Below are 24,453 nucleotides of genomic sequence, written 5' to 3' on the forward strand. Positions count from 1 at the left end.
CCCTCGCCAACGGCTGACGTGCCTGATGTGTCCTGACGATTCCTGACGCTCCGTCATTCCTGGCGAGCCCCTCGCCTTCCTCCCTGGCTGGGAGGCATATCCGCCTGCCCGGCCCTCTTTCGGAGCATCCCCATGTCTTCTATCGAGACCAACGCGCCGCCACCGGCGCCGACCTCGGCCTCTCCCTCGGCGCCGCCGTCCTCACTCGCGTCCAATGCCCTCTCGGCCCTTGAGGCGTTCGGACAGTCGCTGGCCGCCACCGGGCCGACCATCGCCATCGCGGGCACGGTGCCCGTGATCTTCCTGAGCGCCGGGACCGGCACGCTCTACGCGCTCGTAGCCGGCACGGTGATCGTGCTGCTGGTGGCCTATGTCGTGGCGCAGTTCGCCCGCCGGGCTGCCGGAGCCGGCTCGCTGTACGGATACGTCGCACTCGGGCTCGGGCGGGTGCCGGCCTTCGCCGGAGGGTGGGGGCTGGTGGTCGGCTACACCGGTATCGCGGCCGCCTGTCTGGTCGGTGCGGCGATGTACCTGGGGGCCTTCCTGGACTCGGCGGGCGTGCCCGCGGCGGGGACGGGCGGGCAGCTGGTGCTGCTTGCGGCCGCCACAGCCGTGGCCGTCTGGTACCCGGTACGCGGCGCGAAACTGTCGAGCAGGATCGGCATCGTGCTGGAGGTGGTGTCGCTGGCGGCGATCGTCGCGGCACTCGCGGCCACCGCAGCACACTTCGGACTGCGCCTGGACACTGTGCAGTTCACTGCGCGCGGGGCCGATCCCAACGGGGTGATGCTCGGCACGGTGCTGGCCGTGACCATCTTCGTCGGCTTCGAGTCCGCGGGCTCGCTGGGCTCGGAGGCCCGCGAACCGTACCGCAGCATCCCGCGGGCGATGCTGGGGACGGTGCTCGGTGCCGGGGTGCTGTACCTGCTCAGCACCTACGTCCAGGTGATCGGGTTCACCGGGCAGCACGGGCTTGCCTCCTCCACGGCGCCGCTGAACGAGGTCGCCCGCTCGGCCGGCGTGGAGTGGCTCACCTACGTACTCAATCTCGGTATCGCGGTCTCCGCGGTGGCCTGTGGCGCGGCGAGCGTCAACGCGGCGGCGCGCGGGCTGTACAGCCTGAGCCGGGAGGGCGTGTTGCCGGCCGCGCTGAGCCGGGTGCACCCACGGTTCCGCACCCCGCACACGGCGATCACGCTGCTCGGCACGGTGGCCGGAGCGGTGCCGCTGGCACTGATCGCGGCCGGTGCCGGCGAACTCGACGTCTACGCCTGGACCGCGACCTTCGGAACCTTCGGCTACCTGCTGGCCTACCTCCTCGTGGTGCTGGCGGTGGTCCCGTACCTGCGCCGCCGGGGCGAGTTGACGGCAGGCCCGGTGGTCGCGGGAGGGCTGGCCGCGCTGGCCATCCTGTATGTGATCTACAAGAACCTGGTGCCGGTCCCGGCCTGGCCGGTCAGCTTGCTGCCTTACCTCTTCGCGGCCGTGGTGCTGGCCGGGCTCGCCTGGTACGGCGTGCTTCATCGCCGGGACCCGGAGCGCGCGCGACGTATCGGCACGCTGGTCCGTCATGCGGACGCGCCCGGTGCCGGGGCCGATCCCGGCACCGAAGAACCCGCAGCGCAGACCGCCTGACAGTCCGCCGCCGCACACCGCCCACTCACTCAAGGAGTTCCACCCCCATGCCCACCGTGCTCTCCGTCTCCGGAAGCCCCTCCCCGACCTCGCGCACCGGCCGCCTGCTGCGTCATCTCGATGCGCGGCTGACCGCGCAGGGGCATGAGGTGGTCCCGCTCGACGTGCGCACGCTGCCCGCAGACGCGCTGCTCGGGGCGGATCCGACGCATCCGGCGATCCTCGGCGCGGCCGAGCTGTTGGAGCGCGCGGACGGGGTAGTGATAGGGACACCCGTTTACAAGGCCGCCTACTCCGGTCTGCTCAAGACACTGCTTGACCTGCTGCCGCAGTACGCGCTGGCCGGCAAGGCCGTTCTCCCGCTGGCCACCGGCGGCAGCCCGGCGCACGTCCTGGCCGTGGACTACGCGCTGCGGCCGGTGCTCAGCTCCATGGGCGCCGACCATGTGCTGCCCGGCCGGTTCGTGGTGGACAAGCAGATCACTGTTGCCGCCGACGGTGCGGTGTCCCTCCCGCCGGAGACCGCCCGGGAACTGCACCAGATCGTCGACGGGTTCTCCGCCGCACTCACAGCCCGCCGCCCCCTCGCCCTCGCCGGCTGACGCCGGGGCACCCACAAGCCGACGCCTGAAGGAACCAGCAATGACCACCCGCAAGATCCACCTCAACGCCTTCGACATGACCTGCGTGGGCCACCAGTCCCCGGGCCTGTGGCGGCATCCCGACGACCAGTCGCACCGCTACAAGGACCTCACCTACTGGACCGACCTCGCCCGCCTGCTGGAACGCGGCTGCTTCGACAGCCTGTTCATCGCCGACGTGCTCGGCGTCTACGACGTCTTCCAGGGCGGCCCCGAGCCGGCCATCGTCGACGCGGCACAGATCCCCGTCAACGACCCACTGCTCGCCGTCTCCGCGATGGCGGCCGTCACCGAGCACCTCGGCTTCGGGCTCACCGTCTCCTCCACCTACGAGCAGCCCTACGCCCTCGCGCGCAAGTTCAGCACGCTGGACCACCTCAGCAACGGCCGGGTCGGCTGGAACATCGTCACCTCCTATCTGGAGAGCGCCGCCCGCAACCTCGGCCTGGCCACCCAGGTCGGTCACGACGACCGGTACGAGGTCGCCGAGGAGTTCCTGGAGGTCTGCTACAAGCTGTGGGAGGGCAGCTGGGAGGACGGCGCGGTACTGCGCGACCGCAAGCGCGGCGTCTTCACCGACCCCCAGCACCTGCACCCGATCGGCCACAAGGGCACCTACTTCGAGGTCCCCGGGCTGTTCCTGTGCGAGCCCTCCGAGCAGCGCACCCCGGTGGTCTTCCAGGCCGGGGCCTCCCCGCGCGGCAGCGCCTTCGCCGCCGCGCACGCCGAGGCCGTCTTCATCACCGGCACCCGCCCGGAGGTCCTCGCGCCCAAGATCCGCCACATCCGCCAACTGGCCCAGGCGGCTGGCCGCGACCCGCGCAGCGTCAAGTTCTTCACGCTGCTCACCGTGGTCACCGCGCCCACCGACGAGGAGGCGCAGGCCAAGTACGAGGACTACCAGCGCTACGTCAGCCTGGACGGCGCTCTCACGCTGTTCGGCGGCTGGAGCGGACTCGACCTGTCCGGCTACGACCCGGACGAGCCGCTGAAGTACGTCAACACCGAGGCGATCCGCAGTGCCGTGGAGGCCTTTTCCACCGCCGACCCGCACCGTGAGTGGACACCGCGCGAGATTGCCCGCTGGGTGGGCATCGGCGGGATGGGCCCGGTCGTCGTCGGCAGCCCGGCCACCGTCGCCGACGAGATGGAGCGCTGGGTCGAGGAGGCCGACGTGGACGGCTTCAACCTGGCCTACGCCATCACCCCGGGCACCTTCGAGGACATCGTCGACCACCTGGTGCCCGAGCTGCAGCGCCGCGGACGGGTCCGCACCTCGTACGAGGGCACGACCCTGCGCGAGAACCTCTACGGCGCCGGCCAGGCCCGGGTCCGTGACGACCACCCCGCCGCCCGCTACCGCATCACCTCGGCCGAGGGGGCCACCGTATGACCGCTTACTCCGTACCGCAGCGCATAGCCGACGACGCCGAGGCCGTCGCCGCCGCCCGCGCACTCGGGACACGCCTGGCCGAGGACGGCGCCGACGCCCGCCGCGACGCCGAGCGCCTGCTGCCCCGCGAGCAGGTCGGGCAGTTGTCCGAGGCGGGGCTGTTCACCCTCACCGTCCCGCGCGAGCACGGCGGCCCCCAGGTCTCGGCCCGTACCCTCGGCGAGGTCTTCACCGAGCTGTCCGCCGGGGACAGCAGCGTCGGCCAGGTCCCGCAGAACCACTACTACTTCGTCGACCTGCTCCAGCACACCGGCACCGCCGAGCAGTTGGCCTTCTTCCACGCCGAGGTCATGGCCGGCCGCCACTTCGGCAACGCCCTGTCCGAACGCGGCACGGCCACCGCCAAGGACTACGCGATCTCCTTCCGGCGGCAGCCCGACGCCAGCCGGGTGGTGGACGGCACCAAGTACTACGCCACCGGCTCGCCGTTCGCGCACTGGATCCCGATCTACGCCAACGACGAGCAGGGCCGGCTGCACGCCGCGTGGATCCCCGCCGACCACCCGGGTGTGACGATCGAGGACGACTGGGTGGGCATGGGCCAGCGCACCACCGGCAGCGGCACGGTGCGCTTCGCGTCCGTCACGGTCCCGGCCGAGCACGTCGTCGCGGTCGACCCGCTCTACGAGAAGCCGGAGACCTTCGGCGCGTTCGGCAACTACCTGCACGCCGCCGTGGACGCCGGGATCGCGGTGGCGGCGCTGCGCGACGGCAGGCGACTGATCCGCGAGCTGGCCCGGCCGTGGTGGGAGGCCGGGGTCGAACGCGCCGCGGACGAGGGCGCGGTCATCGACCGCTTCGGCGAACTCGCCGTGCTGGTCCGGGCGGCACGCGCGCTGGTGCGCGAGGCCGGCGAGGCGGTGGACGCGGCGCGGGCCGACCTCACCGAGCACAGCGCGGCCGAGGCGTCGGCCGCGGTCGCGGCCGCACGCGCCCAGGCCGACACCGCCGCACTCACCGTGGCCACGGACATCTTCGCCCTGATCGGCACCCGCGCCGCCGACAACGCCCTCAACCTGCATCGCCATTGGCGCAACGCCCGCACCCACACCCTGCACGACCCGCGCCGCTGGAAGATCCGCCACCTGGGCGCCTGGGAGCTCGACGAGGTCCCGCCTCCCCGCAACGGCATCATCTGAGAAGGGACCACCCCGGACATGCCCGATACACACGACACACAGGACCCTCAGACCGGGCCCACCGAGCACGAGGAGTGGATCGCCCGCGCCCGCGAGGTCGCCGACGCCCTGGCCGTGGACGCGCTGGAGCGCGACCGGGCAGGGCAGGACCCGGTTGCCGAGCTGCGGCTGCTGCGCGAGGCCGGACTGCCGGCTCTCCTGATTCCCCGCAGGTTCGGCGGCGCGGGGCAGGGCTGGACGACCGCACTCGCCGTGGTACGCGAGATCGCCCGTGCCGACGGATCCATTGCCCAGCTGCTCGGTTACCACTACGTCAACCTCGACAACCTGTGGCTGGCGGCCGGACCGGAGGCCCAGGAGCGGTACGCCCGCCCATCCGCCGAGGGCCAGTGGCTGTGGGGCGACGCCGTCAACCCCATCGACCCCGACCTCAAGCTCACCCCGGACCCGGACGGCAACGGCTACCGCCTGGACGGCACCAAGAGCTTCGCCACCGGTGCGAGCACCGGGGACGTGGTGCTCACCTCCGGCGAGGTGACCGGCACGGGAGAGCAGCTGCTGCTGGTCGTCCCGCACGACGCGCCAGGGCTGGTCTTCAGGCAGGACTGGGACAATCTCGGCCAGCGCCTCTCCGCCAGCGGCGGCGTCACCTTCGACGGCGTGGAGATCCTGCCCGAGCAGGTGATCGGCTCCCTCGCGCAGGAGCACACCACTCCCCGCAGTTCCCTCGTCACCCCCGTCATCCAGGCCGTCTTCGGCCACCTCTACCTGGGCATCGCGGAGGGCGCCCTGGCCACCGCACGCGCGTACACCCGCGAAACCTCACGCCCGTGGGTGCTCAGCGGCCTGGCCTCCGCCACCGAGGACCCGTACCGCCTGGCCGACTACGGCGACCTGGCCGCGCGCCTGACCGCCACCGCCGCGCTGGCCGACCGCGTGGCCGGGAATGTCCAGGCCGCCGCCGACCGCGGGCCCGAGCTGACCTGGGAGGAGCGTGGCGAGCTCGCCGTCGAGGTCGCGGCGCTGAAGGTGGTCTCCACCGACGTCGCCCTCGACACCACCGCCAAGGTCTTCGAGCTCACCGGCGCCCGGGCGACCGCCAACCGCCACGGCTTCGACCGCTTCTGGCGCAATGTCAGGACCCACACGCTGCACGACCCGGTCTCGTACAAGCGCCGCGAGGTGGGCGACCACTACCTCAACGGCACCCTGCCCGAATTCACCCTCTACACCTGACCGGAGCCTCCCAGCCGTGACCACCACCGCATCCTCCACCGCCACGGTCATCCGAACCGATGACGAAACGCTGGCCACCGCCCGCGCCCTGGCCGCCGAGTTCGCCGCCGGAGCCGAGCGCCGCGACGCCGAACGCATCCTCCCCATCGCCGAACTCGACCGGCTCTCCGCCAGCGGCCTGCTCGGCATCACTGTCCCCGCCCAGTACGGCGGGGCGGACGTCTCGATCGCGACCCTGGCTGAGGTCTTCCGCCTGCTCGCCGCGGCCGATCCCAGCCTCGCCCAGATCCCGCAGAGCCACTTCGCCTACGTCAACGTGCTGCGCGCCCAGGGCACGCCGGAGCAGCAGCGCTTCTTCTTCGCGGAGATCCTGGCAGGCAAGCGTTTCGGCAACGCCCAGTCCGAGGCCGGCACCAAGCACGTACAGGACTACCGGACGCGACTGACAGTCGACCCCGACGGTGGCTACCTCCTCAACGGCACCAAGCACTACAGCACCGGTGCGCTCTTCGCGCACTGGGTGCCGGTGCTTGCCCGCGCCGATGACGAGCTGCTGCACGTCGCCTACGTCCCCCGGGACGCACCCGGGCTCACCGTGGTCGACGACTGGGACGGCATGGGCCAGCGCACCACTGCCAGCGGCACGGTTCGCCTGGACGGTGTCCGGGTGCCTGCCGAGCATGTCGTCCCGCACCATCTCACCTTCACCGGCCCGCAGTTGCACGGTGCGGTGGCACAGCTCCTGCATGCCGCGATCGACGTCGGTATCGCCGGGGGCGCGCTCGCCGAGGCCGCGGAGTTCGTCCGCACCCGCACCCGCCCCTGGTTCGAGGCAGGAGTCGAGCGTGCCACCGAAGACCCGCTGCTCGTCCAGCGCTTCGGAGAGCTGGCGGTGCGGCTGCGTGCGGCTGAGGCGCTCCTTGAACGCGCCGCCCGGGAGGTGGACGCGGCCCGTGCCGAACTCACCGATGCCTCAGCGGCCGCCGCCTCGATCGCCGTGGCCACCGTGAAGGCCTTCGCCGACCCGGTGGCGGTGGAGCTCTCCGCCGCGCTCTTCGAGGTCTCCGGCACCCGCTCCAGCCTGGCCTCTTTGAACCTGGACCGGCACTGGCGCAACGCCCGCACCCACACCCTGCACGACCCCTCCCGCTGGAAGGTCCAGCACATCGGCCGCTACGTCCTGAACGGCACCCCGCCGCCCCGCCACGGACTGCTCTGACCCGCTCGTCCCACCGCACCACCCAACCGAGGATCCCGTCATGTCACTCACCTTCCACTGGTTCCTGCCCACCAACGGCGACAGCCGCGACATCGTCGGCGGCGGCCACGGCGTGCGCACCGGCGCGGCCGGCGGCGACCGCCCGCCCACGACCGCCTACCTGGGCCAGATCGCCCGTAGTGCCGAGCAGTTGGGGTTCGTCGGTGCGCTCACGCCCACCGGTGCCTGGTGCGAGGACGCCTGGCTGAGCACGGCGATGCTCGTCGAGGTCACCGAGCGGCTGAGGTTCCTGGTGGCCTTCCGGCCCGGCCAGATCTCACCGACCACCTCGGCCCAGATGGCCGCCACCTACCAGCGCCAGTCCAACGGCCGCCTGCTGCTCAACGTGGTCACCGGCGGTGAGTCGCACGAGCAGCGCGCCTACGGCGACTTCCTGGACAAGGACGCCCGCTATGCCCGCGCCGACGAGTTCCTGGGCATCGTCCGCGCGCTGTGGCGGGGCGAGACGGTGGACCACGCGGGCACGCACCTGCGCGTCGAGGGCGCGCAGCTGCACCGGCTGCCCGACCCCGCACCGCCGATCTACTTCGGCGGATCGTCGGCCGCGGCCGGTCCCGTCGCCGCCCGCCACTCGGACGTCTACCTCACCTGGGGCGAGCCCCCGGCGCAGGTCGCGGAGAAGATCGCCTGGATCCGTAAGCTCGCCGCCGAAGAGGGCCGCGAGGTCCGGTTCGGCATCCGACTGCATGTCATCACGCGGGACACGGCCGCCCAGGCCTGGGCCGAGGCCGAACGCCTGCTGTCCCACGTGGACCCGGACACCATCGCCCAGGTCCAGGCCGGGCTGGCCCGCAGCGAGTCCGAAGGGCAGCGCCGGATGCTCGCCCTGCACGGCGGATCCACCAGCGACCTGGAGATCTACCCCAACCTGTGGGCCGGAGTCGGCCTGGTGCGCGGTGGCGCAGGCACGGCCCTGGTCGGCAGCCACACCGAGGTCGCCGACCGGATCGCCGAGTACCACGCGCTGGGCATCGACGAGTTCGTGCTCTCCGGCTACCCGCATCTGGAGGAGGCCTACTGGTTCGGCGAAGGCGTCCTCCCGCTGCTCGCCGCGCGCGGACTGTGGCAGCACCCTGCCGGACCGCGGACGACCGAGCCCGGAACAGTGCCCTTCGCGGGCCGCTGAGCACCGGCGGAGGCCGGGAAACACACAAGGAAACGGCACCTCGACATGTCCGAGACATCTCGCACACTCCCGACGCCGGATGAACGCAGCGAACGGCGCCGCCTGCGCACGGTGGTGCTCGCCAGCCTGCTGGGCACCACGATGGAGTGGTACGACTTCTTCCTCTACAGCACCGCCGCAGGGCTGGTGTTCGGGAAGCTGTTCTTCCCCACCGGCAACGACACCGTCGGCACGATCCTGTCCTTCGCCACCTTCGCGGTCGGCTTCGTGGCGCGGCCGATCGGCGGCCTGGTGTTCGGCCACATCGGGGATCGGATCGGCCGGCGGCGGACCCTGGCCGTCACCATGGGCCTGATGGGCGCATCGACCGCGCTGATCGGCCTCCTGCCGACCTACGACCAGGTGGGAGTGTGGGCACCCGTCCTCCTGCTCGTCCTGCGTGTCGCCCAGGGTGTGGCGCTGGGCGGGGAGTGGGCGGGTGCCGTGCTCTTGTCGATCGAGCACGGCCCGGACGGCCGCAAGGGCCGTTACGGCAGCTTTCCGCAGATGGGACTGGCCCTCGGACTGGCGCTGGGCACGGGGTTGTTCGCGCTGCTGAGCGATCTGCTCAGCGATGAGGCCTTTCTCCGGTACGGGTGGCGGCTCGCCTTCCTGATCAGCCTCGTCCTGGTCGCCGTAGGCATCGCCGTACGGCTGAAGGTGGACGAGACCCCCGCCTTCCGGGACGTCGAGCGGCGGCAGACGGCCTCCCGCGTCCCGCTGGCCACACTCATGCGGGACGCCGGAACCAGGCGCCTCACGCTGCTCGGGATGCTGGCCCGGTGGGGCGAGGGCGCGGCGTTCAACACCTGGGGAGTGTTCGCGATCTCCTACGCCACCTCGGAACTGAAGCTGCCGCGTACCCCGGTACTGCTCGCGGTCACGTTCGCCGCGCTGCTGATGGCCGCGCTGATCCCGATGTCCGGTTCCCTCGTGGACCGGCACGGCGCCCGCCGGACGTACGCGGTCGGCATGGTGCTCTTCGGGCTCAGCGTGTTCCCCGCCTTCTGGCTGTTCCAGGCGGCCGGGGTATGGCTCTTCGCCCTGGTGATGGCGGTGACGCTGGGCGTGGTGCACGCGTACTTCTACGGCGCTCAGGGCACGCTGTTCGCCGCCCTGTTCCCGGCCGAGGTCCGGTACACCGGCATGTCGTTCGTCTACCAGGTGTCCGGCATCTACGCCTCCGGCATCACACCGCTGCTGATGACGACCTTCCTGGCCGTGGGCGACGGCACGCCCTGGATCGCGTGCGGATACCTCGCACTGACCGCGGTCGTCAGCGTCGTGGCGACCTCGCGCATCCGGTCCTCCGACATGCACTTCGCCGCCGGGACCGCCCATCGCGCCCACGCGGCTCCGCCTGAGCCGCAGACCGCATCGAGCGCCGTGACGCGGTAGCGCTTGGGCGGTGGGGCCGCCGGGGTACTCGGCGGCCCCACGACGCACTCCGGACATGCGGCCCCCGCCCCGCGCCGGTGAACGGGCAACGCACCGTGGCGCAGCCCTGATCGATGGAGGCCTTCGCAGGCCGGTCCTGTTCCGGCCCACGTTGGGCAAACCCGGACGTGGATGCCACCTGGCACCGAAGGCCGTTACGAGGCCGCCACGAGCTTGTCATATACGAGCAGGAATGCCGGTCACGAACGTGGTGGTTGCCCCAACTATGGCTATCGGAGTAACGCTCAGCTCGACCGCTTACCAGAATCAGATCGACAGTACGGTGCAGCTCGCGAGGGAGGCCCATCAGGCCGGACTGCGCTCTGCGTGGTTCGCGCAGACCTTCGCGTACGACTCGCCCTCGCTTGCCGCGATCGTCGGTCGCGAGGTGCCCGGGCTGCACGTCGGGACCGCCGCGATCCCCGTTTTCGGCCGCCATCCGCTGCTGGTCTCCAGCCAGGCCCAGACAGCCCAGGCTGCCACCCGCGGCCGCTACCACCTCGGGCTCGCACTCGGCACCAAGTTTCTGACCGAGGAAGGCTTCGGTATCCCGTTCGAGCGCCCCATCGCCCTGCTCCGGGAGTTCCTCACCGCCCTGCGCCAGCTGGTGGAAACGGGCAGTGCCGACTTCCACGGCGAGCTGCTGACCGCCACCACGCCACTGCCGGCTGCGGTGCCGGGGGCCCAACCGCCCGTGCCCCTCCTGGTCGCGGCCATGGGGCCGCAGGCACTGCGCGTCACCGGCGAACTCGCGGACGGTGTCCTTCCGTACCTTGCCGGCCCGCGCGCCCTCGCAGAGCACATCGTCCCCGCCGTCACCGCCGCAGCCTCGGCGGCGGGTCGCCCGGCACCCCGCATCGTGGCCCTCGTACCCGGAGTGGTCACCGCAGACGCCGAGGCCGTGCGCGAGACCGCGACCGAGGCGCTCGCCTTCTACGAACGGATTCCTTCCTACCAGCGTGTCATCGGGCTCTCCGGTGGCACCCGGGCCGCCGACCTGGCCGTGATCGGTGACGAGGAGACCGTCGCCGCCGAGGTGCGACGCTACCGGGAGGCCGGAGCGACGGAGGTGGTGTTCACCGCGACAGACCTGGGTGGTGAGGCCGACCGACGCCGCACCTGGAAGCTGCTCGGAGAGCTGGCGAACGGCTGAGACGCCGGGCCGGGGGGAGGGCGAGGACTGGGGCGCCTGCCCGCCCTCGGGCCCGGCTATGACACTCCCCGGCCAAGAAGCGCCGTGGCTGCCCGCGCCGCGGCGGGGCAGCCACGGCGGACACGCACCGGGCAGGCGCTCCACAGCGTGGCCCGGAGCGGAGCAACTGTGCAGGCGTCCACGACGCGGTCATACGACTCGATGCGCGTGTAGCACTGTCGGCGGATCATGAGCACCCCGAGCAAAGCCAGATGATCACGCGAACTGGTGACGGGCGGTAGGTGCCGGACGTCGGGGCCTTCTCGGTCAGGAGTCTTCTGCCGGGGCGCCGGCGGCTCGCGATTCTTGTTGCTGTGGCAGTGCGCGCCGCGTGCGGACTGGGGAAAGGAAGACGGGCAGGAATGCCGTCGCCAGGAAGGCACCGCCTTCGCAGAGGGTGGTGCGCACGGTTGTCAGTTCGCCGAGTAGGCCGCTACGGCGGCACCGATGGTGAGTGCGCCGGTGAGCAGGAAGCGGAAGGTGGCGTTCTTCGGGCATCTGGCCACCCACGCCCCGGCGGGGAGGCCGATGAGCAGAAAGGCGGCGGTGCTCAGTGCGGCGAGTGCGCCGACCTGGCCGGGACCGGCGTCGAGCGCGGACACGGCTATGAGCGGGACGGCGACGTAACCGGTGTTCGTGCCGAACTGGCTGAGGACGGTCGCGGAGAACGGCGTGCGGAAGTCGCGTATGCGCCAAGGGGAGTCGGGCCGCGGCGAGTCGGGTCGCATGGCATCTTTCGCCGGCGGCTGCTGGGCGCGCCGGAGCGGGCGGCGTCGCATCGCGCTTACTTCCCCGGAGCGGCGAGTCCCGCTGTGTCCGCCACGTGCGAGGGTGACGGCGGCTGTTTCCGCCACCGCGTCGCCGCGACACCGGCGAGCACGACAGTCGCCCCCGCGATGACACGCAGCCCGAGCTCCTCGTTGAGGACGATCGCCCCCAGCCCCACCGATACGACCGGCAGGAGGTACCCGACGGTGGCTGCGCTGGTGGCCCTCTCGTCCGCGATGAGCCGGTAGCTGAGGTACAAGGTGAATCCGGTGCTGCAGATCCCGAGGACGGCGACGGCGACTACGGCCCGCAGATCGAGGTCCACGGACGCCGTGCCGCCGACCAGCACGGTCGGCGCGGTGAAGTCCGTGGCGGCGATGAGTTGGGCCGCCGAGAGAGCCAGGGGGGCGGTTCCCCGGCCGGTCAGGTGGCTCGCCATGTAGGCGAATCCGACGGCGTAGCTCGCCGACGCCCCGAGCAGGGCGAGCGTGCCCCCGCTCAGGAGTCCGGATTCCTGCCAGGGAGCGAAGATCACCGATCTCGCTGACGAGCCGTGGGTCCGCAGCGATGGGCCAGGCCCCTGCCTGGAAGCCGTGGTCGAAGGCTGCGCCGCGGCGGGCTTCAGTCCGAACTTCGTGGTGGAGAGCGAGGATTACGCCACGGCGCAGGGGTTCGTCGCCGCCGGCCTCGGGATCAGCCTCATCCCGGCCATGGGGTTGGCCAACCGTCACCCCGCCGTCGTCGTGCGCAAGGTGCGGGGGCCGGAACCGGTCAGGATCATTCACGCGGCGGTGCGGGAGACATCGCTGGGCCGGCCCGGGCTCCGCGGACTGCTCGCGGCACTCCGGGACGTGCCCGTGCAGTGAACGTCAGCCAGGGCCGCGGCACGAAGGTTCATACGCGCGAGAAGAGTCACAGATCGGCGATGCCGGTACTCGCCACGGTGCGCGACTCCAGCGTTCGCAACGCGCAGGGGCACCACTACGCGGGGCGGCGGCGACCGGCCGCGCACTACGTGCGACAGTCGCCCCCCACGGCGCCCACCGGTCGACTCGGCGCCGACGCAGCCGCGAGGCCGGAAGGGCGTGGGCACAGCAACCACGAAGACCTGTCGGACGCGCCTCAGGTCTCGCTCACACGGCGTCCGGCCGCGCCGGCGCAGCTCGTATACGACCTCGCGCAGGGCCCTGGAGATGCGGCGGCTGCGAATTGGCCCACGACGATGGCTGGTTGGCACCCGCATACAGCACGGAGGTCGTGCTTGCATGCCTCCGGATCCGTCACGACGCCGTCGGCAACGCGATGACGCGGCGAGTCACCGCGCTGACACCAACCACAACGGACTTACTCAAGACCGCTTAGCTCCACCGGCGTACGACCTGCCGCTCCGCCACCCCCAGAAGTGCGTCGCTCGCCTTGCCGAGGAGGGCCAGCAGCACGATGGCGAGCAGCAGGATGTCCGTGCGGCCGGTGTTCTCGCTGTCGATCAGCAGGAAGCCCAAGCCCATGGAGGAGGCGATGAGTTCGGCCGCGACGAGGAACAGCCAGCCCTGTGCGAGTCCGAGTCGCAGCCCGGACAGCACGGCGGGCGCCGCGGCCGGGATCAGGACCTGGACGAGGAGGTTGGGGCCGCGCCTTCCGTAGGCGCGGCCGAGTTCCTTCAGGCGCGGGTCGACGTGGTCGAGGCCTGCCGGGACCGTCGTGTACACGGGGAAGAAGGCACCGATCGCCACGAGTGTGATCTTCGGCGTCTCCCCGATGCCCAGCCACAGCAGGAGCAGCGGGACCCAGGCCAGCGAGGGCACGGCGCGGATCGCGTGGACGGTCGGCGCGAAGACGCCCCGAGCGGTCCTGGAGAGGCCCACCAGGCCGCCCAGGAGCAGACCGAGCGAGGCGCCGACGGCAAAGCCGATCAGCACCCGCTGGACGCTGATGGCGATGTGGTGCTGGAGTTCGCCCCGGTCGAAGAGGCTCCGCGCGGCGTCCAGGACGGCCCCAGGCGGGGGAAGTTGGCTGCGCGTGTACGTGCCGGACGTCGCGGTCAGCTGCCAGGCGATCACGAGCGCCGCGGGCAGGAGCAGGCCCGTGGCCGCGCGCAGTGCCGTACGGCCCCAGCGGGATCGGACGACCGCAGCGCCGGTGATGCCGCTCACGATGCGTCGGCCTTGCGGGCGAACTGGGGCGCGTAGAGCGTGTCGAGGGCCTGGTCGACGTCCTTCGCGTCGGCGACGAGGTTCTCCGAGACCAGCAGGGGTGCGATCCGTTCGAGCACCTTGGTCTGGGCGGCGCCGGGCACCGGCGAGATGTCGAAGTGGGTGCGCTCGGTGAGCTGCTGCGTGGCGACGGCGGGTTCGATCTTCGCGGTGTCGGCGAGGATCTTCTCCGCCGCCTGCGGGTTCTGCTCGATCCAGGCACGGGCCTTCTCGTAGCTGTCGACCACGATCTGCACCAGTTCGGGGTGGGCGTCGAGGAACTTCTCGGAGACGTTGAGGAACCCGTAGGAGTTGAAGTCGAGGTTGCGGTAGATGAGTTTGGAGCCGTTGTCGATCTGGCTCTGGGAGAGGTACGGGTCCAGGCCGGCCCAGGCGTCGACCTGGCCGCGTTCCAGCGCTGTCTTGCCGTCGGGGTGCTGGAGGTTGACGACGGTGATGTCGCTCGCGTCCAGGCCCTTGGTCTTGAGGGCCTGCAGGAGGAAGAAGTAGGGGTCGGTGCCCTTGGTGACGGCGACCTTCTTGCCCTTGAGGTCCTCGACGGAGTCCAGCTTCGAACCCTTGGCGACGACGAGTGACGACCATTCGGGCTGGCTGTAGACGTCGACGGTCTTCAGGGGCGTGCCGTTGGCGCGGGCCAGCAGCGCGGGGGTGCCGGCGGTGGAGCCGAAGTCGATGGCGCCGGCGCGCAGGTTCTCGTTGGCCTTGTTGCTGCCCAGGGACTGGGTCCAGCTCACCTTGACGTTGTCGAGGCCCTTGGCCTTGAGGGCGTCTTCCAGCCAGCCGTTGTCTTTGAGGACCAGGCTCTGGGGGTTGTAGTACGCCCAGTCGAGGCGGAGTTCAGTGGTGCCTTGGGCTGCCCCTTCCGTGCCGGTCTTGGCCTTGCCCGAGGAGTCCTCGCCCTCGGCGCACGCGGCCGTGGTCAGGAGCAGCATCCCGGAGGCGAGGGCGGCGGCGAAGGTGCGGCGGTTCATCGGAGAGGCTCCTTGTGCGGAACGGATGGAACGGATGGAACGGAGAGGGACGGGGAGACGGCGTGGGTGCGGCCGACGCCGAGGCGGTGCAGGAGATCGGTGCGCAGCGGCGCCAGTTCGAGGTCGCCGCGCTCGCGCGGGCGGGGCACCGGCACGTCGAGGGTGGCAGTGATGGATGCGGCGGGGCCCGCGCTCAACAGTACGATGCGGTCGGCGAGTTGGAGGGCTTCGTCGACATCGTGGGTGACGAGGAGGACGGTGGTGCGAGCGGCGGTTTGGACCTCGTCGAGGAGGTCCTGCATGCGCAACCGGGTCAGTGCGTCCAGTGCCGCGAACGGTTCGTCGAGCAGCAGTACACCCGGCCTGCGGACCAGGGCGCGCGCCAGCGCTGCGCGCTGCGCCATGCCGCCGGAGACCTGACTGGGCCGGTGCCGCCCCAAACCGTCCAGGCCCACCACCTCCAGCCAGCGCGCCACTTCGGCCCGCCGCTCGGCGCGCGGTATCCCGGTCGGCAGCCCGAAGGCGACATTGGAGGCGAGGGTGCGCCAGGCCATGAGGCGTGCGTCCTGGAACACGACGGCCGCCCGCCGGTCCATGTCGCGGACCGGTTCACCGTCGACGAGCACGGTTCCGCCGGTGGGTGTGTCCAGCCCTGCGACTAGGCGCAGCAGCGTGGACTTCCCGGAGCCTGAGGGGCCGAGGACGGCGACGGTCTCACCGGCCGCTATCTCCAGGTCTATCCCGCCGAGGACGGGGCTCGCGGATGCGCCGCGGCCGAAGGTCCGGGATACGCCGCGGAGTTCGACGGCTGCCGGATCACCGGCCTGCCCGGGTACGGGCATGGGTGTCTCCTCGTACAGAAGGCAACGGGCTTCGGGCGCAGGTGATTACGGCGCACCGGGTGAAGGTGAGTTTCAGGAGCCAGACATGAGGCGCGAAACGATCAGCGCCCGGACTGACGGCGTGGTGAGCTGACGGTGATCAGCGGGTGGCGGCGCAACAGAGCGCGGCTGCGACACGAACCAGATCGACGCAGCGGCGGCAGGTCAGGAACTGGCGCGGCATGCGACGATGCAAGCACGGGTGACTCGGAGAGTCAACGCACCGTCAGCATCCGAGACGATCATGTGGCCCGGCGGCGATGGCCACCTCGACGACCCCGTCATGAACGGGCGTCGTACGCCTCCCGCGCTTCGTCGATGTCGTCGACGTGGTCCAGCGCCCAGTCGAGTAGGCCGCGCACCGTCTCGAGCAGCGTCCGTCCCAGTGGCGTGAGTTCGTAGTCGACACGGGGTGGCACGACGGGATGCACGGTGCGCTCGATCAGGCCGTCGCGTTCCAGCCCACGCAGGGTCTCGGTGAGCATGCGCTGGCTGATGCCGGGGACGGACCTCTTGATCTGGGTGAAGCGCCGTTTGCCCGGGCCGAGTTCGTTGATGACGGTCAGTGACCACTTGGAGCCGACCCGGTCCAGGACATCGCGGACCCGGCAGGTGGTGTCGTCGCGCCGGGCCAGCACCGTCATGGGGTCGCCGTCGTGGGTGGGCATGGTTCCCTCCGGCTCACTGAGGCAGAAAAAAGTGCCGTCTTACGCGGCCGATCCATGGTTTCGCAGACTGAGGCCAGTTACCAGACGGAACCGATTCACCGGCCGAGGGGACCCCCATGACCACGCACGCACCCGCAGCCGACGAGACCTTCGCGATCCCCACCGACGAGGCACAGCTGGACCGCGCGGCTGAAGCCCTGCGCGGTCACGGATTCACCGTGCACGTTGCGGACACCGTGGCAGACGCCCGCGAACTTGTTCTCTCACTCGTCCCGCGCGAGGAGTCGGTGTTCACCGCCACGAGCGAGACGCTGCGGCTGACCGGAATCACCGAGGCCATCGACGAGTCCGGCCAGTTCAACTCCGTACGGGCCGCCGCAGGCGATCTCGGCGCCGATGTGAACGCCCGCATCCGGCTGGGTGCAACACCCGATGTCGTCGTCGGCAGTGTGCACGCTGTCTCCGAGGACGGCGTTCTGCTGGTCGGCTCAGCGAGCGGCAGCCAGCTCGCTCCGTACGCATCGGGGGCGGCCAAGGCGATCTGGGTGGTCGGCGCCCAGAAAATCGTCCCTGACATCGCGACCGGGCTCCGCCGCATCCGGGACTACAGCCTGCCCAAGGAGTGGCGCCGACTGCAGGAGAACTACGGCCAGACCTCGTTCATCGGCAAGATCCTGATCCTGGAGCGCGAAGCCCTCCCCGGGCGTGGCGTGGTCATCCTTGTCCGCGACAGCGTGGGCTTCTGACGCGCTTACCGGCAGGCGACCCGAGGGAATTCATACAGCTGCAACCGTCCGATCCTCATCTGCCCGCTAGACATGGTGAGGTGAGCTCTCCAGCGCTGTACCGCAGGTTGTACGTGGATCTGGCGCGTGTCGACGCGTCCACGTGTCGACGCTCCTGACGTCGCCTCCCCCTGGTTCTGTGTGAGGCGACCGCCCGTGCGTCATTCCTGTACGGCAACACTGAGAGGGGAAGCCATGACCACCACTGTCGCGAGCTACGAGATACGGCGGGCAGGTCCACGGTTCGGTGCCGAGGTGACCGGCATCGACCTGACGACCGGCGTCGACGACCGAACCGCCGAGGAGCTGCGCCAGGCGTTCCGGGAGCACAAGGTGCTGGTGTTCCGCGAGCAGCACCTCACGCCGGATCAGCACGTCGCGGCCGTACGCCTCTCGCGGAGGCCTTCGACCACCCGACCGCCGTGAAGGATCCCGCCAATCCGCTGGTCTACCCGTACAACGTCCAACAGACCGGCAACGTGATGGCTGCAGGCCCGGGCCGCGTGATCGACGAGGCGCCGGTCCCGCTCCCGCGCGCGGAGACGACCGACGTGGCCGCCCTGCGAGGTGACCCCGGTTCGCGGCCCTGCGCGCCGAACTGGCGGCCGCCACGGGATGCGGCGGCCGCCTGAAGGATGCGAGAGCGTCGCCGCCCACGGAGAAACGGGACGCAACGCCGGTCCCGCCGTTCCCCCGGACGGGACAACGCCACATGACCGCCCGACCGCCGCCACAGCCTCGGGCCGGCGCCGCGGTGGTCCTCGGGGCGCCGTCTTCGACCTCCGCTCGCGCTGGGCACCGTACGTCTGGGTGTTGTCGCCGGCGATCTGCGGCGGCAGCCGTGCGGGTGCCGACGCCCGCGCTGGCCGCCCAACTGCTTCCGGTGGCGTCGTCCACGGTTGACAGCTTGACGGCAGGTCTGCGGGCTGCCTGGCGTACCACTGCGTTCAGCGAGTGCCGTTCACCGTGTCCGCGGCCACGCGGAAGCCGATGTTGCCGGTCGAGCTGTCAGGGGTGTTGGAGCTGCGGGCGGCGACGCGGTAGCGGTTGCAGTAGGAGTCGTGGCACATGTGGGAGCCGCCGCGCATGACGCGGGCGGTGCCGGTGGCCGGGCCGGTCGGGTCCTGGCGCGGTCCGGTCCGGTGGAAGTCGGGGCTGAACCAGTCGGCGCACCATTCCCAGACGTTGCCCACCGTGTTGTAGAGGCCGTAGCCGTTGGGCCGGTACGACTTGGCTGGTGCGGTGCCTGTCCGGGCGTGCGGCCCGGTGTTGCGTACGGGGAAGTCGCCCTGCCAGATGGTGCACATGTCCCGCCCGTCAGGGGTCAGTTGGTCCCCCCACGGGTAGCGGGCCTGCTCCAGCCCGCCGCGGGCCGCGTACTCCCACTCGGCCTCGGTGGGCAGCCGGGTTCCGGACCAGGCGCAGTAGGCCTGTGCGTCGTTCCAGGAGACGTGGACCACGGGATGGTTCTGCCGGTCCGCGAACGATGAGCCGGGGCCTGTCGGGCGGCGCCAGTTCGCGCCGGACACCGCTCGCCACCAGGGAGTTCCCGGTACGGCCGCGGAGACGTTCGCGACATGGGCGGGCAGATAGATGTCGACGACGTAGGAGAAGCCGAACTCCTCTGCTTCGGTGACGTGGCCCGTGTCCTTCACGAAGGAGGCGAACTGGGCGTTCGTCACCGTCGTCGGCGCGATGCGGAAGGCGTTGACGCTCACCTCCCGGACGGGGCCCTCGCCGTCCGCAGAGAAGCCGTCGGGGTCGTCGGTCCCCATGAGGAAGCGGCCGCCGGGGAGGCTGACGAACTGCCGGACAGCCCGGAGGGCGGCCGTGCTCCGGGCAGGGGCCGGGGGCGGGACAATCGTGAGGGCGACGGGGTCACGGCCGGGTGTGCAGCAGGAGGACATGGCGTTTTCCCGGGAGATCGGGCCGCCCGTCCGGAGGTCCGGACGGGCGGCGGGCGGTGCATGCCTAGCTGGTGCGGTCTGCGGCGAGCTGAGTGGCCAGGGCGGGAATGCCCAGGTTCTGCTCGTCGTTCGGGGTGGCCTGGTACAGCTTGTTGGTGAGCTGGTACGGGTCGCCCGGGAGGTCGTAGTACTCCCGGAACGTCACCTGCCCGGTGCCGGACACCTTGCCGCCCGCATCGGTGTACAGGTCGTAGTACTCGACGTACTGCTTGTCCTTGGCGACGTAGGACGCCCACGAGTCCTTGACGCCCGCGCTGCCCTGCTTCCACCATTCGACCAGCAGGTGGTCGCGGTTGAAGCCGGACAGCAGCGACTTGCCGTCCACCGCGTGGGTCGGGGTGATCCCGGCCGCGTCGAGGATGGTGGGGGCGATGTCGATGTTGCCGACGATGCGATTGTCGGTGGTCCCGGCGCCCAGGCCACCGGCCGGCCAGGACAGGTAGAACGGCACCTCGTGAGCAGGGGAGTAGGGCGTGCCCTTTCCGAGGAGGCCGTGGTCGGCCCACTGGAAGCCGTTGTCGCCGATGTAGATGACCAGGGTGTTGTCCAGCTGCCCCAGGGCTGCCAGCTTGTCCTTGAACGCCTGGACGGCGTCGTCGACGGACAGCAGGGTCCGCAGCTGCCGCTCGCGCTGCGCCTTGCCGTCGGCCAGGGTGTTGGTCGCGTTCTTCACGTAGGCCGGCTTGTCACTCCGGTCGGCCTCGGGGACCGAGGGACGGCCGTTCCACGCCGGCACGGCCGTGTTGGCGTACGCGGGCGCAGGCGTGTTGGGCTCGTGCGAGGCGTACGGGGTGACGTACGCGAACCACGGGCGGGTGTCGGTCGCGGCCTTGTCCAGGAAGGCCAGCGTCTTGTTCTTGATGATGTTGGTGGTGTAGCCGTTGATCGTCTGGACGGTGCCGTTGACGTTCCACTGCGCGTCGACGAAGCCCGGCTGGAGCAGCGCGAAGTCTTCGAAGTGCGGCGGGCTGTCGGCCAGGGCCCAGGAGTTCAGATACTTGCCGAACAGCCCGGTGCGGTAGCCCGCCTGCTTGAGGTACCGCTGAACCGTGGTGTTCTGGTCCAGGCTGTGCGAGGCTCCGTTGTTCCGCACCCCGTGGTTGTGGGCGTAGCGGCCCGAGAAGACCGACGACCGCGAGGGCGCGCACAGCGGGGTCGTGACGTGGCCGTTGTTGAAGGTCACGCCCTGCCCGCCGAGCCAGTTGATGGTCTTCTGGATCGCCCAGTTGGTTTGCTTGGGCTGGTCGTCGGTGACGACCAGTAGGACGTTCGGGCGGGTCGCGGCGCTCGCCTTGTTGGCGGCCGCGAGCCCGGCGACGCCGGGGACAGCCGCGGCGGCGGCCACTGCGGCCGCACCTGCGAGGAAATTACGCCGCCCGACCTGCGGCTGGCTGGTATCACTCATCGGTTTCACTCCTGTTTTGGCATCCCCACGCCCCACGCATCATGAGGAGGCAGAGGGTGCCGTGAATTCGAAATACTCCGGCGCGGCGGTGCTTTTACGCAGGCCTGTTCCGAAACCGCGCATGCGAAAACGGAGTATTGACGGGAATTCTCGAGAAGGATCCGGATCAGGTGTGCCCTGGGACCGTCACTGTGCTGCCCCCGAACAGCAGCTGGTCGCCGACGCTCACGCTGCTGCCGCAACAGGCTGCAGGCGAAGGCGCCTTAGGGCAGGAGGAAGGCAGGAGAAACTGCCGGAAGATCCGGTGACGATCTGGCGTTCAGGTGCCGGATTACCGCTTGGTCGGACGGCAGTCGGCCGAAGCTGTCACGCCGACTCGGCTGTACACAGACCGCTGGCCAGTCGACCGAAATCGACGTGGCGGCGGCCGACGAGAGTGTCTCGTGCTGCCATGGCCCCGACAATACGAGTTACCGTGAGGTAAAGGCAATGCCGTTCGGTGAATTCTCGGATCGTGGTACGGCTCCCCGGAAATCATCGGGGCAGTGGCGGCTTCGTCAGGACCGGCGCCGACGTCTCGAGTGCTCGATCCGGCCGAGAGACGGGACGACCTGGCCGAGACCGCGCGCCGCGCCGCTGCCTGGTATCGCTCAGAGCAGGCCGAGACGGCGTAAAAGCACGGCGAGCGACTCGTCTGGGCTCTGCCCGGCGGTGTCGACGACGATGCGCTCCCGCTCCCACGGTTCGTAGTCGCGGTCGAGGACCTGCTGCCAGTCGGGCAGCGGCAGATCGGGGATGTCCACGGACCGTGATGTCACCCGCTGCCGGTGCTCGACCGGATCCGAGCAGACCACTTCCACGTCGACGGAAGGGACACCTGCCTTGGCGCCCGTATCGCGCCAGGCGTCGCGGGTGACGGCCAGCGGATTGACCGACTCCGCGATCACGGTCAGTCCCTGCCGGAGATGCTCCTCGGCCAGGGAGTATCCGACGACGTAGCCGACCGGTCCGACGGGGTGCTGTACCAGGCCGGAGCGGACGATCGCCTGCTCGATGGTGTCCACCCGCAGATGGACCGCACCGATCCGTGCGGCCAGGAGCCGCGCGAGGGTGGTCTTGCCGGTGCCGGGCAGTCCGCCGATGACGATGAGCATGTGCTCATCCTGCCGGAGTGCGCCGCCCACGAACTACGCGCCGTCCTCGACGAGTTCGGTGGACAGCTGCTCATGCTCGACGAGCCCACGAACAACCTGGACCGCGTGGGCCATGAATGTGCTGCCGGAACGGTGAGGCGCTCCTTGGAGCCGACCGCCCCGCCCCGCCCCGCCCGGCGCCGGGTGAGGCCGCCGGGCCGGGGCGCGATCGCTCAACTGCCGGGCCTGCCCGCCGGTGTCAGGGCTGTCCGCCGCGCTCCAGGGGGATCTTCTCGCCCGCCTCGATCGCGACAGGCAGCCTGTTCTCGGCCGGCGGCAGCGGGCAGGTCGCCAGGTCGGTGTAGGCGCAGGGGAGGTTCGCGGCGCGGTTGAAGTCGAGGGTCACCCTGCCCTCGCCGTCGGGAGGCGCGATCTGCAGGGAGCGGTTCGCGGCGTAGGTGGTCACGCCGGAGGTCTTGTCCGTGAACAACACCATCAGGCTGCCGGGGCGCCTTCCGTTGAAGACGGTGAGCCGGTGTGTCGCTCCGTCCAGTTCGAACTCGACCTGGCCGGGCGAGTCGTAGACGTGCTCCAGGCCCTCGACGGCGGCGCCGACAGTCACCGCCCGCGGCTCGTCGAAGGGCAGAAACCGGCCGACGCGGACCCAGCGGGGGTCGGGCGCGTAGGCGGGAGTGCGGGTGAAGTTGGTGCGCAGCGCGTTCTCGGGATGGCGGGGCCGCAGGATGTCCTGCCCGCCGCGCTTGGCGACCTCGATCACGGCGTCACCGGAGCCGACGTACACGCTGTCCCGCTCGCCGATGACCCCGAAGTCGTACCGGCCGTGAGCCGTTGCGCCATCGATGACCAGTTCCTCGCCATCGGCGAGCGCGACCACCACGCCGTCGGCGGTGCTCGACCAGGCTCCGGGGGCGTCATCAAAGCGGGCCGGCTCGTCGCTCAGCCAGCGCAGGCTCGTGATCGCGAGAAACCCGTGCGGGCCGGCGAGCACCTCCTGGTGTTCACGGTGCCACTGCTCCCATTCCTGGATGAAACTCGCCAGGTCGACATCTTGGACGGTCATGTCCGCTCCTTCGTATGGCCTCGAGGGCCGGGCGCGCTGCCTGGTCCTCGCGCTTCCACATCGTGCAACTGGCCAGACCGTGAAAGTCATCCCCGGGGCCGGCCCCTCACTGCTGGTGATCAGCGGGCATGTGCTTTCCGGCCGTCACGATCGACTGCGTCCAGCCCGCACATCGGTCCAGTGCCGATCGAGTGCCTCGCCGCGCCGCATACCGGTGCCGAGCAGCACCTCGAACAAGTCGGCCAGACGGTCGCCGTAGCGGGCGTGGTTGTACCGCAGGAACGCCGCCGCCTGGGTGGGGTCCCAGCAGGTCCGCTCCTGGGTGGCCGGGCGGGGCATCAGGGCGTACCGGCAGGGGTTGTCCGTGATCAGCCGCGTAGGTACGGACGGCGGAGCCGAGAGCGCTGGAGAGGGTGGCGCCGATTCGGTAGATGGTGGTGCGTGGTGCGTCCTCTCCCGCGGTCGAGCTCGGACTCGCTCCAGGCGGCGACGTGGCGCGGTCGCAGGTCGGAACGTGCCATGCGTCCGAACGCGGGGATGAGATCGGCGTGCACGTGGTCGCGGTAGCGGACGAACGTGCGCGGCTTGAGCGTCTCGGTAGTTGAGCCCTTCGATCTCGTCGTAGACCAGCCCGACGCTCTCCGCCTCGAGCATCTCCTCCGGCAGCCGGCCCATCTCCTCGGGAGTCGGACCGGTGGTCCTGGCCGCGCCGCGGGGACGTCAGCGCGCCAGTGCGCCACACAGGAAAAGGTTCACGGCATGTTGGATGTGGCGCTCCTCCACCTCGGGGTCGCGGGTGATGCCGAACGCCGCGAGGCGGGCGGGCAGTGCCGCGACCATGGCTAGGAACTGCTCGGCGGCGATCTCGATGTCGTCGACGGCGACCGTTCCCTTTGTGGCATGGTCGCGAAGGACTTCCATGACCGCCTGCATGCGATGCGACCAGGTCAGTGAGTGGGCGCTCGCCGTGAACTCGGGAAAGCGCGCCGACTCGGCCATCGCCATGCGGGTGAGGCGGACGATGCCGGAATCTGTCGCCCGGGCCACGGCCGCGCGCGCTATGGCGGTCAGCGCGGTGGCCAGGTCGCCGCTCACGGTGCGCACGGGTGCCTCGTCCCCGTGCGCGCGAGCCAGCGCCCAGGGGATGACGGCCGCGAACAGGGTTCGCTTGTCCGGATATTGGGCGTACAGCGTCCGCTTGGTGGTGCCCGCCGCCTTCGCCACTGCTTCCATGCTGGTGCCGTCGAAGCCGTGCTCCAGGAAGGCCTCCAAGGCTGCCTGCCGGATCCGCTCCCGCAGGCGGGCCGCCTCTTGGCGGGACGGGCGGCCTGCTCGTGTCTTCTGTGCCGACGTCTTCTCAGCTCGCTCCACGGATGTAAGTATACGACTGCGTTTAATTAACGT

The 24,453-nt window shown here is 70.5% G+C and carries 25 protein-coding genes; 13 read left to right on the forward strand and 12 right to left on the reverse strand.

Features of this window, described 5'->3' with window-relative positions:
* Positions 1-132: 132 nt before the first annotated feature.
* The 9 genes from ACSMXV_RS36810 (at position 133) to ACSMXV_RS36850 (ending at position 11,138) form a co-directional block, all read left to right on the forward strand.
* Positions 133-1,635 carry an APC family permease gene (locus ACSMXV_RS36810; RefSeq protein ID WP_473175415.1) on the forward strand — a complete coding sequence of 501 codons (1,503 nt, stop codon included), beginning with the start codon at positions 133-135 and terminating at the stop codon, positions 1,633-1,635.
* A gap of 47 nt (positions 1,636-1,682) precedes the next feature.
* Complete coding sequence (gene ssuE, locus ACSMXV_RS36815; protein WP_473175416.1) at positions 1,683-2,237, forward strand: NADPH-dependent FMN reductase; 555 nt, start codon at positions 1,683-1,685, stop codon at positions 2,235-2,237.
* Between the two features lie 40 nt (positions 2,238-2,277).
* On the forward strand, positions 2,278-3,669 hold the full coding sequence (locus ACSMXV_RS36820; protein WP_473175417.1) for an LLM class flavin-dependent oxidoreductase: 1,392 nt from the start codon (positions 2,278-2,280) through the stop codon (positions 3,667-3,669).
* The gene (locus tag ACSMXV_RS36825; protein ID WP_473175418.1) at positions 3,666-4,868 is read left to right on the forward strand and encodes an SfnB family sulfur acquisition oxidoreductase; all 1,203 of its coding nucleotides are present in this window, start codon (positions 3,666-3,668) and stop codon (positions 4,866-4,868) included. The genes ACSMXV_RS36820 and ACSMXV_RS36825 overlap by 4 nt, the downstream gene beginning before the upstream one ends.
* Before the next feature lie 18 nt (positions 4,869-4,886).
* The gene (locus tag ACSMXV_RS36830; RefSeq protein ID WP_473175419.1) at positions 4,887-6,104 is read left to right on the forward strand and encodes an acyl-CoA dehydrogenase family protein; all 1,218 of its coding nucleotides are present in this window, start codon (positions 4,887-4,889) and stop codon (positions 6,102-6,104) included.
* A gap of 16 nt (positions 6,105-6,120) precedes the next feature.
* Positions 6,121-7,323 carry an SfnB family sulfur acquisition oxidoreductase gene (locus ACSMXV_RS36835; RefSeq protein ID WP_473175420.1) on the forward strand — a complete coding sequence of 401 codons (1,203 nt, stop codon included), beginning with the start codon at positions 6,121-6,123 and terminating at the stop codon, positions 7,321-7,323.
* A 40-nt stretch (positions 7,324-7,363) separates the two neighbouring features.
* Entirely contained in the window at positions 7,364-8,509 is a 1,146-nt protein-coding gene (locus ACSMXV_RS36840; RefSeq protein WP_473175421.1) for an LLM class flavin-dependent oxidoreductase, read from the forward strand.
* 45 nt (positions 8,510-8,554) lie between these two features.
* On the forward strand, positions 8,555-9,946 hold the full coding sequence (locus ACSMXV_RS36845; protein WP_473175422.1) for an MFS transporter: 1,392 nt from the start codon (positions 8,555-8,557) through the stop codon (positions 9,944-9,946).
* A gap of 265 nt (positions 9,947-10,211) precedes the next feature.
* Positions 10,212-11,138, forward strand: a complete 927-nt coding sequence (locus ACSMXV_RS36850; protein WP_473175423.1) for an LLM class F420-dependent oxidoreductase — start codon at positions 10,212-10,214, stop codon at positions 11,136-11,138.
* Positions 11,139-11,590: 452 nt separating this feature from the next.
* Here ACSMXV_RS36850 and ACSMXV_RS36855 read toward each other — a convergent pair whose 3' ends face one another.
* Together ACSMXV_RS36855 and ACSMXV_RS36860 are read right to left on the reverse strand one after the other, a co-directional pair.
* The gene (locus ACSMXV_RS36855) at positions 11,591-11,905 is read right to left on the reverse strand and encodes a hypothetical protein (RefSeq protein ID WP_473175424.1); all 315 of its coding nucleotides are present in this window, start codon (positions 11,903-11,905) and stop codon (positions 11,591-11,593) included.
* 56 nt (positions 11,906-11,961) lie between these two features.
* On the reverse strand, positions 11,962-12,480 hold the full coding sequence (locus ACSMXV_RS36860) for an EamA family transporter (protein ID WP_473175425.1): 519 nt from the start codon (positions 12,478-12,480) through the stop codon (positions 11,962-11,964).
* On the opposite strand from ACSMXV_RS36860, the gene ACSMXV_RS36865 reads away from it, so the two are divergent.
* Positions 12,434-12,811 carry a LysR substrate-binding domain-containing protein gene (locus ACSMXV_RS36865; protein ID WP_473175426.1) on the forward strand — a complete coding sequence of 126 codons (378 nt, stop codon included), beginning with the start codon at positions 12,434-12,436 and terminating at the stop codon, positions 12,809-12,811. The two genes, ACSMXV_RS36860 and ACSMXV_RS36865, sit on opposite strands and share 47 nt — an antisense overlap.
* Positions 12,812-13,303: 492 nt before the next feature.
* Here ACSMXV_RS36865 and ACSMXV_RS36870 read toward each other — a convergent pair whose 3' ends face one another.
* The 4 genes from ACSMXV_RS36870 to ACSMXV_RS36885 all read right to left on the reverse strand — a co-directional run bounded on the left by ACSMXV_RS36870 (position 13,304) and on the right by ACSMXV_RS36885 (position 16,678).
* Positions 13,304-14,098: an ABC transporter permease gene (locus tag ACSMXV_RS36870; protein WP_473175427.1), complete on the reverse strand. Its 795-nt coding sequence runs from the start codon at positions 14,096-14,098 to the stop codon at positions 13,304-13,306.
* Positions 14,095-15,129, reverse strand: a complete 1,035-nt coding sequence (locus ACSMXV_RS36875) for an aliphatic sulfonate ABC transporter substrate-binding protein (RefSeq protein WP_473175428.1) — start codon at positions 15,127-15,129, stop codon at positions 14,095-14,097. The genes ACSMXV_RS36870 and ACSMXV_RS36875 overlap by 4 nt, the downstream gene beginning before the upstream one ends.
* A complete protein-coding gene (locus ACSMXV_RS36880) occupies positions 15,126-15,971 on the reverse strand; it encodes an ABC transporter ATP-binding protein (RefSeq protein ID WP_473175429.1) in 846 nt (281 codons plus the stop codon). Before ACSMXV_RS36880 ends, ACSMXV_RS36875 begins: the two co-directional genes overlap by 4 nt.
* Positions 15,972-16,291: 320 nt before the next feature.
* Complete coding sequence (locus ACSMXV_RS36885) at positions 16,292-16,678, reverse strand: winged helix-turn-helix transcriptional regulator (protein WP_473175430.1); 387 nt, start codon at positions 16,676-16,678, stop codon at positions 16,292-16,294.
* A 116-nt stretch (positions 16,679-16,794) separates the two neighbouring features.
* On the opposite strand from ACSMXV_RS36885, the gene ACSMXV_RS36890 reads away from it, so the two are divergent.
* The 3 genes from ACSMXV_RS36890 (at position 16,795) to ACSMXV_RS36900 (ending at position 18,095) form a co-directional block, all read left to right on the forward strand.
* A complete protein-coding gene (locus tag ACSMXV_RS36890; protein WP_473175431.1) occupies positions 16,795-17,424 on the forward strand; it encodes an LUD domain-containing protein in 630 nt (209 codons plus the stop codon).
* Positions 17,425-17,658: 234 nt separating this feature from the next.
* Positions 17,659-17,889 carry a TauD/TfdA dioxygenase family protein gene (locus ACSMXV_RS36895; RefSeq protein ID WP_473175432.1) on the forward strand — a complete coding sequence of 77 codons (231 nt, stop codon included), beginning with the start codon at positions 17,659-17,661 and terminating at the stop codon, positions 17,887-17,889.
* Complete coding sequence (locus ACSMXV_RS36900; protein WP_473175433.1) at positions 17,886-18,095, forward strand: hypothetical protein; 210 nt, start codon at positions 17,886-17,888, stop codon at positions 18,093-18,095. The genes ACSMXV_RS36895 and ACSMXV_RS36900 overlap by 4 nt, the downstream gene beginning before the upstream one ends.
* Before the next feature lie 315 nt (positions 18,096-18,410).
* On the opposite strand, the gene ACSMXV_RS36905 is transcribed toward ACSMXV_RS36900, so the two are convergent.
* The 6 genes from ACSMXV_RS36905 to ACSMXV_RS36930 all read right to left on the reverse strand — a co-directional run bounded on the left by ACSMXV_RS36905 (position 18,411) and on the right by ACSMXV_RS36930 (position 24,420).
* Positions 18,411-19,370: a formylglycine-generating enzyme family protein gene (locus tag ACSMXV_RS36905; protein WP_473175434.1), complete on the reverse strand. Its 960-nt coding sequence runs from the start codon at positions 19,368-19,370 to the stop codon at positions 18,411-18,413.
* A gap of 64 nt (positions 19,371-19,434) precedes the next feature.
* Positions 19,435-20,835: a sulfatase family protein gene (locus tag ACSMXV_RS36910; RefSeq protein WP_473175435.1), complete on the reverse strand. Its 1,401-nt coding sequence runs from the start codon at positions 20,833-20,835 to the stop codon at positions 19,435-19,437.
* A gap of 650 nt (positions 20,836-21,485) precedes the next feature.
* A complete protein-coding gene (locus ACSMXV_RS36915) occupies positions 21,486-21,989 on the reverse strand; it encodes a P-loop nucleotide/nucleoside kinase family protein (protein WP_473175436.1) in 504 nt (167 codons plus the stop codon).
* 238 nt (positions 21,990-22,227) lie between these two features.
* Positions 22,228-23,049 (reverse strand): DUF1684 domain-containing protein, encoded by an 822-nt coding sequence (locus ACSMXV_RS36920; protein WP_473175437.1) that lies wholly within the window; start codon positions 23,047-23,049, stop codon positions 22,228-22,230.
* Positions 23,050-23,193: 144 nt separating this feature from the next.
* Entirely contained in the window at positions 23,194-23,388 is a 195-nt protein-coding gene (locus ACSMXV_RS36925; RefSeq protein WP_473175438.1) for a hypothetical protein, read from the reverse strand.
* Between the two features lie 381 nt (positions 23,389-23,769).
* Positions 23,770-24,420 (reverse strand): TetR/AcrR family transcriptional regulator, encoded by a 651-nt coding sequence (locus tag ACSMXV_RS36930; protein ID WP_473175439.1) that lies wholly within the window; start codon positions 24,418-24,420, stop codon positions 23,770-23,772.
* Between the last annotated feature and the right edge of the window lie 33 nt (positions 24,421-24,453).

The organism is Streptomyces sp. DSM 42067 (genome assembly GCF_055792885.1).